The 12,781-nt window shown below is 63.4% G+C and carries 8 protein-coding genes and 1 pseudogene; 8 read left to right on the forward strand and 1 reads right to left on the reverse strand.

Going from position 1 to position 12,781, the window contains the following annotated elements:
- Positions 1 to 184: 184 nt before the first annotated feature.
- Positions 185 to 295 (reverse strand): annotated as a pseudogene (locus QQK18_RS27540) (IS1 family transposase); the annotation flags it as partial.
- 316 nt (positions 296 to 611) lie between these two features.
- On the opposite strand from QQK18_RS27540, the gene QQK18_RS10705 reads away from it, so the two are divergent.
- The 8 genes from QQK18_RS10705 (at position 612) to QQK18_RS27410 (ending at position 12,363) form a co-directional block, all read left to right on the forward strand.
- Complete coding sequence (locus tag QQK18_RS10705; protein WP_284340331.1) at positions 612 to 860, forward strand: DUF7662 domain-containing protein; 249 nt, start codon at positions 612 to 614, stop codon at positions 858 to 860.
- A gap of 170 nt (positions 861 to 1,030) precedes the next feature.
- Positions 1,031 to 1,216: a CsbD family protein gene (locus QQK18_RS10710; RefSeq protein WP_284340332.1), complete on the forward strand. Its 186-nt coding sequence runs from the start codon at positions 1,031 to 1,033 to the stop codon at positions 1,214 to 1,216.
- A gap of 1,229 nt (positions 1,217 to 2,445) precedes the next feature.
- Positions 2,446 to 2,652, forward strand: a complete 207-nt coding sequence (locus QQK18_RS10715) for a cold-shock protein (RefSeq protein WP_284340333.1) — start codon at positions 2,446 to 2,448, stop codon at positions 2,650 to 2,652.
- 322 nt (positions 2,653 to 2,974) lie between these two features.
- On the forward strand, positions 2,975 to 3,238 hold the full coding sequence (locus QQK18_RS10720; RefSeq protein WP_284340334.1) for a hypothetical protein: 264 nt from the start codon (positions 2,975 to 2,977) through the stop codon (positions 3,236 to 3,238).
- 179 nt (positions 3,239 to 3,417) lie between these two features.
- Positions 3,418 to 3,540 (forward strand): hypothetical protein, encoded by a 123-nt coding sequence (locus QQK18_RS10725; RefSeq protein WP_284340335.1) that lies wholly within the window; start codon positions 3,418 to 3,420, stop codon positions 3,538 to 3,540.
- 63 nt (positions 3,541 to 3,603) lie between these two features.
- Positions 3,604 to 3,741, forward strand: coding sequence for a hypothetical protein (locus QQK18_RS10730; protein ID WP_284340336.1), 138 nt, complete (start codon positions 3,604 to 3,606; stop codon positions 3,739 to 3,741).
- A 313-nt stretch (positions 3,742 to 4,054) separates the two neighbouring features.
- On the forward strand, positions 4,055 to 7,846 hold the full coding sequence (locus QQK18_RS27405) for a glycosyltransferase family protein (protein WP_348523219.1): 3,792 nt from the start codon (positions 4,055 to 4,057) through the stop codon (positions 7,844 to 7,846).
- Complete coding sequence (locus QQK18_RS27410) at positions 7,765 to 12,363, forward strand: glycoside hydrolase family 94 protein (RefSeq protein WP_348523233.1); 4,599 nt, start codon at positions 7,765 to 7,767, stop codon at positions 12,361 to 12,363. Before QQK18_RS27405 ends, QQK18_RS27410 begins: the two co-directional genes overlap by 82 nt.
- The last annotated feature ends 418 nt before the right edge of the window (positions 12,364 to 12,781 follow it).

The following is a 12,781-nucleotide window of genomic DNA, read 5'->3' on the forward strand; positions in this document are numbered from 1 at the left end:
GGCGGCCTTCCAAACTGACTAGCTGGCCACGAGGCAGACCGAAGAGGCTTTTGGCACAGCGGCGTTACTGGCGTGTAAGGCCCTTCTGATATTCCTCCTCGAGCTCGTCTGTCATCCATTCCGGTGTCGTGCCTCAACCCCGTTCCATGAGCAATGAAGGCTTTGAGCCAGTCGATCATCTCGTCGGGCGAGCCCTTGATCGGAGTTTCTTCGCTCCGGTGCACCCGGCAGGGCTATAGCGGCCTTTGGCGCTCTCCGGGGCAGCCCCGTAGATCTTGACCAGTTGGGCGTAGTCATATCCATGCCGAAGGCATCGGGGGAACTCGAGAAGGACTATCCACTGCCCGAGTTTATTGAAAGCTCCGGCGTCTCGCGGACGCACTGGAGAAGGGCGACCGGTTTCAGATCGACATCGCCGGCGAGCGCATCTGTTCCCGTTCGAGCCCACTACAACATCGCATACGAGCGTGAGGACGGCGAGAAAGAGATCGAATTCCAGATCCTTGGTCTGAAGAGGGATCCTGACGTCCGCCGGTGTAGAAGCGAAGGCCCATGGACTTTTGTCCCACGCTTGGGGACACTGCGCGCTGGTGCACAGGAAGGGGAGGTCCATGGCCAAGTACGATCAATTGGCAAAGCACCTGAAGTCCGCTTACCCGCGAGAGGTCGTTCTCTCGTTCGAGGACATCGAAGGTGTACTGGGAAGTCGCCTTCCTCGATCGGCGGACCGGCCACAGTTCTGGGCGAACACAGTCGCCGAGGCGCGGCACATACAGCGTGAGGCCTGGCGACAGGCTCATTACAACGCGTTTCTGATCGCCGATGCCCGTGCCGTGCGTTTCGTACCTCACACGCGCTGACTAGGCAGCCGTTGTTCCTTTTGCTTCACGCTTCAGCGAGAGGTCCTATCCCTCGCGGTAGACCTCGAAGCCTCGGTCGGTCGGTGCCGCAGCCGGACATCAAATTCTCCCATGACTGGAACGGGCCATCTGAGTCCCTCGTTCTTGTGGATCTCGAAAGGAGGGTTCAGATGCCCCACAAGGATGAAGTCAAAGGATCGGCCAAAGAGGCTCGTGGAAACGTCAAGGAGGCCGCCGGCAAGATGACCGGCGATGAGAAGCTCCGCACGGACGGCGCCGCCGACAAGGCGGAAGGCAAGGTTCAGAAGGGCGTGGGCAAGGCCAAAGAGGCCGCTCGCGACGCTCTGAAGCACTGACGCAGGTGACCGCAGGAAGCCGCCCGTGCATCGGGCGGCTTTTCTGTTACTCGGCCTTCAAAGCCGCAAGGGCCGCATCGAACAGGCTCCAGAACAAATCTGCTTCTAGGGATGCCAAGACTGCGTCGGACTCTGCTCTTAGCCAGGCGCCTGATAAGAAAGGCGTGAAGAAGGTGTAGATCGCTCTTCCTTCCTGCAGGTTGCGCTTGCGGGTTCGACACTGACCTCGTCGGCTGCCCAGGCTGGGGCCTGCTTTGATGGCTTACTGGGTATTGTTACTCCCGCAGACGGCAACCTAGTTGCCGTCACGAACCTTCTGGTAGCTTCGCGTCCATTCCTGAAAGGGAACGCATTTGGCCCACTACCATCTTGAACCAGAGGAACTTACCCAAGACGCTGTTTGCGTTCGCATCTACAAGGGTCAGCAGAGACCAGTTGCGATGCTGCATCGGGTCGGACCCGTCTCCGAAGGCGCGGACACTCTATTTGTGCCGGAGGGGTCATTCCCTGTGCCTGCACAGCTAGCTGTCGCAGATAAAATCGCTCAGCGCAGCGGATGTCCCATTTTCATCCGGCTAGAAGAATGTTGAGTGGGAATAAGAAATGGGGCGAACTCGCCCCGCCGAGATGGGGTGCCGACATACTCAATTCCGCGACCACCATATGTGTCTCGCGCCGCACGCTGACCGCCACGTCCCCTTGACACCACAAGGGCCACAAAGATTGATTGCCTTCGTTTTTAGAAGCGGAGCGGTTGGCATTTAACCCGTGAGGACCAGGTTTTGGAGCTGTCTCGAATGACGCGCGGGCTTTGGTGCCTACTTCTTCGCACAAGAATGGCGCGTCCCAAGGATTCGGGCTTCTGGCCCCAGATACGCAGTTTAACCGCCTCGGCACGACAGAGAACCGACGCGCTTGATCTCCGGACGTTTCGGAAGCTCCGGCCGGTCGAAGTGGATCGCGAGCGCCCTATCCAGTATTATTACGTTCGATAATTGGGAGTGCGTTTCAAACGGACTCGATGGCATCATCTCGCGCCTGCCTTGAAAACAGCGCATTGGGACCCCATATAGCACATTACGTTTTCAGCCTCTAAGGCTACCTGATCCTCCCGGCTCTAGCCGGTTGCTTGGCGATCCCCGAACTTGCGAACGTTTATCTCTCTGCCGCATGTCGCGGCCGGGAAACGCCCGCTCGCCATTTGGCCCCGGGTTTCGAAAGCACATCTCATGATCAACGGCACTGTTAAGTTCTACAACTCCACCAAGGGCTTCGGCTTCATCACTCCCGATGACGGCAGCAAGGACGCCTTCGTCCATGTCAGCGCTGTCGAGCGCGCTGGTCTGTCGGATCTCGGCGAAGGGCAGAAGGTTTCCTACGACATCGAAAGCGGCCGCGATGGCCGCGCTTCTGCCGTCAACTTGCAGCTTGCTTGATGGATTGGGCCGCCCTTGAGCGGCCCTCTCCGACCTTGCCGGAGCGCTGTCTGCGCCGACGGCCTCTACCGCAGGCTCTCCGCGCATTTCATGCGGACCGCCCGGCGGCATCGGGCGGCCCGTCTGGAGACCTGTGTCGCGTCCTGATTGCACCTCAAAGGAGCATCGATGACCATGTCGACCAAGATCATACCCTTCTATCGCCGCACCCATCCGGTCCTCATCCCCACCGGGCCTGACGCAGGCTATCCGCGCTTCGCCCGAGAAGTGGCACGCGCCGGCCTTCCGCTTCGACAAGCGCCAAAGTTAAAGGGCAAGCATGATGAACACCCGGTCCACTAGCCGAACGGTCACGTTCCAGTTTGCCTTTACATTGCCCGGCATGTCGGAGCCGCATGCGCCGGGCACGTTCGAGGTCCGCGTGGATGAGGAACAGCTCGACGTAACATGGGATGCCCGCCGCTCGACCACGAGGATCATGCTGGACTACTCCGGGCGTGTCGAAGCGCTTCCTGTCACCGCTGGTGACCTCGAGGGCTCGATCCTCAAGGACCAGCGGACGCACCGCGATACCCGCTTCTCCTGAACAATAAGAGCCGTTCCCATCACCCAACAATTTTTGCCGATCCGCCAACCGCGGCATGCACTGGGCATGGAGCAAGCCGAGTTCTCGGCGACCGCAGTCGCAGCCATTCCCCACTCAGCGGAGTTTTCAATGGCGACGATGGATCTGGTTCAGGCGTTCAAGCAGTCGGTCACAGGCTGGTGGCCGATCTGATCCAGACCTCCAAGTCCGCCGAAAAGGCGGTCGACATTGAAACCGACGCTTACGACGAGCCGCGCGTGCTGCTGAAGCTGGGCAGGTTGCCACCGGGACTTATGGAATAGCTCAACCACGTACCCGGCTTCGCCCGGTCGGCCGCCCAGCCGCATCCGGGCCAAGGAACGATCATGCCCAAAGGACAGATGCGCGGTAATCGAGAGTTGAAAAAGCCCAAAATGGTCAAGTCGTCACCGGCAACGCCCGATGCGCTCTCTGGCAAGGCCGTGCTGGACCGTATCGCCGTGCCCAAGAAGAAGAAGCACTGATCCACATCATTCCTGCGACCGGAGCAGGCCCTATCCGGCAAGACACATCGCTTATCCCCGTGCCGGCAGACGTCTCGCCGGCACGGGGGTTACATGTGCGTCCACCCCATCCCTTCGAGGAAGAACACGCATGACCGCCCTCGAAAGTTCAATTGCTCCCACACGATTCCGCCCGGCGACCCCGTGGAATGATCCTGCTCCGGTGCGCGAGGAACTGTTCGGGGTCGAACGGCTCGAACAACATGCACGCAGTCTCGCCGCCGCCCAAAAAGTAACGGGGAGGCCGCCGTCCGTTTCATCCCTGCATAAGCGGTTGAAAAGCAACGCGACCGCGCTGCTGGCGGCCTATCGCGCCAGTGCGATCGAGGTCGAGAGCGAGCGCGTCGTGGTGCCGGCGGCCGAATGGCTGCTGGACAACTATCATTTGGTCGAGGAGCAGATCCGCGAAATCCATGACGATCTGCCGCCCAATTATTACCGGCAGTTGCCCAAGCTCGCCGAGGGTCCGTTCGCCGGGTACCCGCGGGTCTTCGGGCTGGCATGGGCATTCATCGCGCATACCGACAGCCACTTCGATCCTGAAACCCTGACCCGGTTCATCGCGGCCTATCAGAAGGTCCAGCCCCTGACCATTGGGGAATTGTGGGCGGTGGCGATCACCCTGCGCATCGTCTTGGTCGAGAATCTGCGCCGGCTGGCCGACCAGATCACCGCAGGGCGCAAGGACCGCGCCGAAGCGAATGCACTGGCCGATCTCCTGCTCATCGACGGCAGCGCCGAGGCGGCGGTGGGGCGTGTTCCCTCCCAACCGCTGCCTGAACTGTTCGCGGCGCAACTGGCCAAGCGGTTACGCGATCACGACCCCCGAACCACGCCCGCCCATGGTTGGCTCGAGGAGCGACTAGCCCGCCAGGGCAGTTCCATCGATGAAGTCGTCCAGCACGCCCAGCAGCGCCAGGGCGCCTCCAATGTCACCGTGCGTAACATCATCACCAGCATGCGGCTCATCTCCGATATCGACTGGGCCGATCTCTTCGAAAGCGTCAGCCTGGTCGATGCCCTTCTGGGCGAGGGCGGCAGCTTCGCGCGCATGGATTTCGCCACCCGTGATCTTTATCGCAGCTCCATCGAGCACCTGGCGCGCGGATCGGCCCTGTTCGAACTCGATATCGCCGGGGCCGCGCTGGCGGCAGCGCGAACGGCCGCGGGGCATGGCGCTTCGGAGATCGAGGCGGAACGGCTGGGCGATCCCGGTTATCATCTGGTTGGCCAGGGCCGTCCGGCGCTCGAACGCAGCATAGGATACCATCCGCCCGCGCGACTATTTCTGAGACGGCTGTCCGGTCGCATGGGCATCGGCGGCTACGGCACCGCCATAGGCGGAGTGACGCTGGCGCTACTCGGCCTCTTCGCCTGGCTATTGTCGAGCTTCGGCTTTGCAGCGGGCCTGCTCTACCCGTTCCTGGCCCTCGCGCTTCTGCCGGCAGGCGAAATGGCCACCGCGCTCATCAATCGTGCCGTCGGCTGGGGCGTCGGGGCCGCAAGCCTGCCGGGCCTCGAACTTTCCGGTGGCGTTCCGCGGAATCTGCGCACGCTGGTGGTCGTACCGACGCTGCTGGTCGGCAGGAGCGAACTGCTCGAAGAAATCGAACGGCTTGAGGTCCATCACCTGTCCGGCGCCGGTGGCGATATCAGTTTCGCCCTGCTGACCGATGGTCTCGACGCAGATGCAGAGACGCTCGATGGCGATGCGGAACTGCTCGATATCGGCCTGGAGGCCATCGCGGCTCTGAACCAGCGTCATGGTCCCGGCCCGGCGGGCAACCGCTTCCTGCTACTCAATCGCAGACGCCGGTTCAATGCCGGCGAAGGTGCCTGGATGGGCTGGGAGCGCAAGCGCGGCAAGCTCGCCGAACTCAATCGGCTGCTGCGCGGGGCGAAAGATACCAGCTTCGTAACGCGCAATGGCGGAGTGCCCGAGGTGCCGGCGGATGTGCGCTATGTCATCACTCTCGACGCCGACACGCGATTGCCGCGCGATGCCGCTGTGCGCCTGGTCGGCAAGATGGCTCATCCGCTCAATCGCCCGCGCTTCGATGCCGAACGGCAACGCGTAGTCGATGGCTATGCCATCATCCAGCCGCGCGTCACCCCTTCGCTTCCCGTAGGTCGTGAAGGTTCGCTCTACCAGCGGGTCTTTTCGGCGCCCGGAGGCATCGATCCCTACGCGGCGGCCGTCTCTGACGTCTATCAGGATCTGTTCGGGGAAGGCTCCTATACCGGCAAGGGCATCTACGATGTCGATACCTTCGAGGCGGCACTGGCCGGACGCATCCCCGAGAATGCCCTGCTCAGCCATGACCTGTTCGAGGGCATTTTTGCCCGGGCGGGGTTGGCATCCGATATCGAGGTGGTCGACGATTTCCCGGCACGCTACGACGTCGCGGCACGGCGCCAGCATCGCTGGTCGCGCGGGGACTGGCAGTTGCTACCCTGGATCGCGGCAAGCGCTGCACTACCGGCCATCGGGCGCTGGAAGATGGCGGATAATCTGCGGCGCTCGCTTGTTGGCCCCGCCGCTTTCCTCGCGTTGGTGCTCTCCTGCCTGATGCCTCTACCGGCAGGCATGGTTGCGGCGGCCGCGATCCTCACCGCGCTGAGCGTTCCCGCGCTCCTGCCCGTTCTGTTCGCCATCCTGCCGCGTCGTAAGGGCCTGCAATTGCGCACTCATCTGCGCGGACTGTCCCGCGACCTCAAGATGGCAATCCTGCAGGTCGTGCTGGGCCTCGTCTTCCTGCCAGACCAGGCCTGGCGCAATGGCGACGCGATCATGCGCACGCTGTTTCGCCTCTCCGTCACACGCAAGCATCTGCTCGAATGGACCACTGCCGCCAGTTCGGGCGAACGGGCGCGGCTGACGCTGATCGGGTTCTACCGCGACATGGCGGCCGGCACGGCTCTGGCGGTGCTCCTGCTTGCCGGGGCTTTCGCGTTCTCCCCCCCGTCCTGGCCATTGGTGTTGCCGCTGGCGCTCATCTGGCTGGCCGCGCCTGCCGTCGCGCTCTTGGTCAGCCGTTCGCCGACGACACGGCCGGACAGGACACTTGGCCCCGACGATGCCGAATATCTGCGATTGATCGCGCGACGCACCTGGCGCTTTTTCGAGACCTTCGTGACGGCCCAGGAGAATATGCTGCCCCCGGACAATTTCCAGGAAACCCCGACCCCGGCCATCGCCCACCGTACTTCGCCGACCAATATCGGGCTCTATTTTCTGTCGACCGTCGCGGCGCGCGATTTCGGCTGGACGGGTGCGCTCGCAACCATCGAGCGGCTGGAGGCGGGCTTTACGACGCTCGGCAAGCTCGACCGCTTCAAGGGGCACTTCTTCAACTGGTACGATACGCGCGACCTCAGAACGCTCGATCCCGCCTATGTGTCCTCAGTCGACAGCGGCAACCTTGCCGGGCACCTGATCGCTTTGGCCAATGCCTGCGAGGACTGGGCGGAGACCGCGCCGGCCGAACCCCGTCGGGGTTTTGGCGATGCGCTGGCGCTGGCCCGCATGGCACTGGCGGAAATGGCGGGCGCCGGGGACCAGGCCCTCTCGCTGGTCCTGGACGAGATCGAAGCTCTGCTCGATAGCCCGCAATCGCTCGACACGCTGACGCCGGCGCTGGTGCGCCTGTCGGACAAGGCGCACAGACTGGCGCGCTCGCCAAATCCGGCCATCGCGGACGGTGCAGACACCGACCTCACCTTCTGGATCGCGGCCTTGCGGCGCTCGATCGCCGAGGCCGCCCGCGATCGGCAGGCGCTGCGCGACGATCCCGGATCATCGACCTGCGACTTCTGGCACTGGCGGGCATTGCCAGAAAGACGGCGCTCGATATGGATTTCGCCTTCCTGCTCGATCCCGACAGAAAGCTACTCTCCATCGGCTATTCGCTGGTCGACAATGGGCTCGATGCCAATTGCTACGACCTGCTCGCCTCCGAAGCCCGGCTCGCCAGCCTCTTCGCCATCGCTAAGGGCGATGTCGCCTCGCGGCACTGGTTCCGGCTCGGACGGGCGGCGACGCCGATGGGCAACGGCTCGGCGCTGATCTCGTGGTCGGGTTCGATGTTCGAATATCTCATGCCCTCGCTGGTGATGCGCGCGCCGGCCGGAAGCCTGCTCGACGATACCAACCGACTCGTCGTGGCGCGACAGGAAGCCTATGGCCGGGCCCGCAACGTGCCCTGGGGCATTTCCGAATCCGCCTACAACGCTCGCGACTACGAATTCACCTATCAATATTCAAATTTTGGCGTGCCGGGGCTGGGGCTCAAGCGCGGGCTTTCTGGAAATATGGTCGTCGCCCCGTATGCCACGGGGCTCGCTGCTATGGTCGACCCGCGGGCAGCGGCGGAGAATTTCCGGCGCTTTGAGGCCATGGGTGCGCGCGGCGTTCACGGCTTTTACGAAGCCCTCGACTTCACCCGCTCTCGCCTGCCCGAAAACGAAAGCGTGGCCATCGTGCGCAGCTATATGGCGCACCATCAGGGCATGGCCATCGTCGCCCTCGCCAATGTGCTGCAAGACGGACGCATGCGGGCGCGCTTCCACCGCGAGCCGATGATCAAGGCGAGCGAATTGCTACTGTCCGAGCGCATGCCGCGCGATGTCGCCATCGCCCGTCCGCGCGCCGAGGAGGTCAGGGCCTCTACCGAAATCTCCGTCAACCCCGCGCCTGCAGTGCGCCGGCTGGCGCTGCCGCGCCATGGTGCGCCGGTTACCCATCTGCTTTCCAACGGCCGCTACGCGGTTATGCTGACCGCCTCAGGCGGGGGCTACAGCCGGTGGCGTGACATAGCCGTCACCCGCTGGCGCGAGGATGCGACCCGAGACGATTGCGGCGCCTTCGTCTTCCTCAAGGACACGCAGACGAGCGCGGTCTTTTCACCGACGGCGCAGCCGATGAACGATCGGGCCGAAGCCTCGGTGGTCTTCGGCGAGGACCATGCCCAGTATATCCGCTGGAACGGTACTCTGGCGGCGGAGATGGACGTCCTGGTGTCGGGCGAGGACGACGGCGAAGTGCGGCGGGTCTGTCTCACCAATAGCGGGCGCCATGCGCGCGAGATCGAAGTAACCTCCTATGCCGAACTGGTGCTGACGACGCCAGCCACCGACAACGCCCATCCCGCCTTCGCCAAAATGTTCGTCCAGACCGAATATCTGGCCGAGTTCCATGCGCTGGTCGCGACCCGCCGCCGCCGCGCGCCCACCGAACCGGAAATCTGGGCCGCCCATTTCGCAGTGGTCGAGGGCGACGTCATCGCCGATCCGCAATATGAATCCGACCGGGCCCGGTTCCTTGGCCGCAACCGCTCCATCGGCACCGCCGCCGCCATCCATGACGGAGCGAAGTTGTCGGGCACGGTGGGCACCGTGCTCGATCCGGTGTTCTCCCTGCGCCGGCATCTGCGCATTCCGCCCGGCAGGGTGGCGCGCGTGGCCTTCTGGACCGTGGTTGCCTCATCGCGCGCCGAACTGCTCGAACTGATCGACAAGCACCATGACCGCAGCGCCTATGACCGGGCCAAGACCCTGGCCTGGACCCAGGCGCAGGTGCAACTCCACCACCTCGATGTCGCTCTGGACGAAGCGGCCGACTTCCAGTGGCTGGCAGCGCCGATCCTCTACGCCGATCGGCGCTTCCGGCCCGCTTCGGACATCATCGCGGCCGGCGCTGGACCGCAATCGGAATTGTGGCCTCACGCCATTTCGGGCGATTTGCCCATCGTCTTGCTGCGCATTGACGCCGTCGAGGACATGCCGCAACTGCGCCAGATGCTGCGCGCGCACGAATATTGGCGCATCAAGCGTCTGGCCGTCGATCTGGTGATCGTCAATGAGCGCGGCTCCTCCTATGTGCAGGATCTGCAGAACGCCATCGAGGCTGCGGTTCGCTCCAGCCAGTCCCGACCACGCTATGACGACAAGCCGGCTCAGGGGACGGTGCATGTGCTCCGGGCCGATCTTCTCGGGTCGGAAATGCGAAACCTTCTGAACGCGACCGCGCGCGTGGTGCTCTCCGCGCGCCGAGGTACGATCTCCGATCAGCTTGCCTATTATGCAGAAGCAAGCGCGCAGCCGGGCCCGACCGTGCAGATGCCACTCGCACCATCCTCGGCGGAGACGGTCGGCCAGCCCGAGGATCTGGAATTCTTCAACGGGCTCGGCGGTTTTGCCAAGAACGGCAGGGAATATGTGACGGTGCTCGAAAACGGCGCGACAACGCCAGCTCCCTGGATCAACGTCATCGCCAATGAGAGCTTCGGTTTCCAGGTATCGAGCGAGGGCAGCTTCCACGCCTGGACGGGCAACAGCCGCGAGAACCAGATCACCCCCTGGTCCAACGATCCCGTAGGCGACCCCGTCGGCGAAGCAGTTTATATAAGAGACGAAGAGTCCGGGGTGCTCTGGAGCCCCACCGCGCAGCCCATCCGGGACGAGGGGCGCTATGTCGCGCGCCACGGCTTCGGCTACTCCCGCTTTGCCCATCAGGCGCACGGCATCGAAACCGATCTCCTCTCCTATGTCCCCCTCGCCGATCCCCTTAAAATTTCTCGGCTGACCCTCACCAATCGCTCGGCGCGCGCACGGCGGCTTTCGGTCACGAGCTATGCCGAATTGGTGCTCGGCGCCCAGCGTGGCACCAACGCGCCATTCATCACGACCGAAATCGATCCGCAGACAGGGGCGATGCTTGCCTGGAATAAATGGACCATGGCTTTCCCCGGCCGCGTTGCCTTTGCCGATCTAGGGGGGCGCCCGACCGCTTGGACCGCGGACCGCACCGAGTTCCTCGGCGGCAACGGCAGCCCGGTAGCACCCGCAGCGCTCCTGGATCGGACGGCTCTCACCGGGAAAACCGGGGCGGGCATCGACCCCTGTGCCGTGTTGCAGGTCGGCATCGACCTGGCGGCCGGTGAAAGCGTCGAGATCGTCTGCCTCTTGGGCGAGGCCAGTTCCGGGGACGCGGCACGCGCGCTGATCGAGCGCTATCGCACCGCCGACCTCGATGTCGTACTCGCCGAAGTCAATGCGCACTGGCAGTCTGTGCTGGGCGCCATCCAAGTCAAAACACCCGACCGGGCGATGGACATCATGCTCAACGGCTGGCTGCTCTACCAGACGCTGGCCTGCCGCATCACCGCGCGCTCTGCCTTCTATCAGGCCAGTGGGGCCTATGGTTTCCGCGACCAGTTGCAGGACGGCATGGCGCTGACCTTTGCCCGACCCGAGGACACGCGTCACCACATCCTGCGTGCCGCCGGGCGGCAGTTCGTCGAGGGCGACGTGCAGCACTGGTGGCTGCCCCATTCCGGCCAAGGCGTGCGCACCCGCATCTCGGACGACCGCGTGTGGCTGGCCTTCGCTGCCGCCACCTATGCCTCGACCACCGGAGACGAGGCGATCCTCGAAGAGGTCGTATCGTTCCTGGACGGGCCGAAACTCGCGGCAGGCGAGCACGACGCCTTCTTCCAGCCCACGGCATCCGAGCGCACCGCATCGCTGTTCGAGCATTGTGCGATCGGCCTCGACCAGGCGATCAAGCTGACTGGCAGCCACGGTCTGCCACTGATGGGCACCGGTGACTGGAACGACGGCATGAATCGGATCGGCGAAGGCGGGCAAGGCGAGAGCGTCTGGCTGGGCTGGCTGCTGCTCCGCGCCATCGATCTCTTCCTGCCCTTTGCCGATGCGCGCGATCCAAAGCGCGCCAAACGCTGGAGAACCGACGCCACAAGGCTCAAGACAGCGCTGGAGCGCGAAGCCTGGGACGGCGCGTGGTATCGGCGCGCCACCTTCGACGACGGCTCATGGCTAGGATCGAAAGATAATGACGAATGCCGGATCGACTCCATCGCGCAATCCTGGGCGGTACTTTCGGGCGGCGCCGACCCTATCCGTGCCAGCGTCGCCATGACGTCGCTCGAGCAGCATTTGATCCGCAGGGACGATGGCCTAGCGCTTCTCTTCACCCCGCCCTTCGACGCAACCGCGCGCGATCCCGGCTATATCAAGGGCTATCCGCCTGGCCTGCGCGAAAACGGCGGCCAATACAGCCATGCCGCCATGTGGGCAATTCTTGCTTTCGCCAAAATCGGCGCGGGCGAGAAAGCCTACGATCTCTTCACCCTCGTCAACCCCATCAATCATGGGTCCACAGCCGACGCTGTCGCCCGCTATAAGGTCGAACCCTATGTGGTGGCCGCCGATGTCTATTCGGTGGCCCCCCACACCGGGCGCGGTGGCTGGACATGGTACACCGGCTCAGCGGGCTGGATGTATCGCGCCGGCGTAGAAGGCATTCTCGGATTAAGCCGCCAAGGCGATATGCTCAATGTCGATCCATGCTTGCCGGCTGCATGGCCAGAATTCGCCGCAACGCTGAACGTCGCCGGAACACGATATGAAATCACTGTGCGCAACCGTGTCGTAACGCCAGGCAACCCACGTACCGCGATGCTCGACGGGCTTGCCGTGCCGGTGGAGGGCGGTCCGCTGCGTGTGCCCCTTGATGGCGGGGACCATGTTCTTCTCCTCGAGTTGGTACCAAAGGTCCAATAGGGCTTACCGCTTTGCTCCCGATCGGGAGCAAGAACATGACCGAAAACCGAAAGTCAGGCAGCCGCTCGCGCAGTCGAATTGGCCGCGGAAAAGGCAGCCACCGTACTCCCTCGTGTTGAGGAAGCACCTCTACATCTTGGAGGCAACTTCACGCCGAGGTTGCGATGCGGGCGAACCTCCCCGTGGAGCATCACTTCCCACAAGACTGTTGGGCGAGCTCATTGCGTCCTGACAAAGAGCGGAAGGCCTCAATCAGCGGGACTTCGGCGACCTTGTAGGTGCGTCTTAGGCAGCCTTTACCCATTCTGCGCGATGCAGCCTGTCGTTTGGAATGTCCAAGCGCTTAAGCAGACTGACTGCTATTGGGGTGTGGAACGAGGGCGTTCAACGGCTGATATGGGGCGCAAAGCTGCCACCA

It is taken from the genome of Devosia nitrariae (genome assembly GCF_030160115.1).
Taxonomy (GTDB): Bacteria; Pseudomonadota; Alphaproteobacteria; order Rhizobiales; family Devosiaceae; genus Devosia; species Devosia nitrariae.

Excerpts from the sequence above, each read along its gene's own strand:
- QQK18_RS10720 (WP_284340334.1), top strand. The coding sequence starts at position 2,975 with ATGAACACCCGGTCCACTAGCCGAACGGTCACGTTCCAGTTTGCCTTT.
- QQK18_RS10730 (WP_284340336.1), top strand. The coding sequence starts at position 3,604 with ATGCCCAAAGGACAGATGCGCGGTAATCGAGAGTTGAAAAAGCCCAAA.
- QQK18_RS10715 (WP_284340333.1), top strand. The coding sequence starts at position 2,446 with ATGATCAACGGCACTGTTAAGTTCTACAACTCCACCAAGGGCTTCGGC.
- QQK18_RS10710 (WP_284340332.1), top strand. The coding sequence starts at position 1,031 with ATGCCCCACAAGGATGAAGTCAAAGGATCGGCCAAAGAGGCTCGTGGA.
- QQK18_RS10705 (WP_284340331.1), top strand. The coding sequence starts at position 612 with ATGGCCAAGTACGATCAATTGGCAAAGCACCTGAAGTCCGCTTACCCG.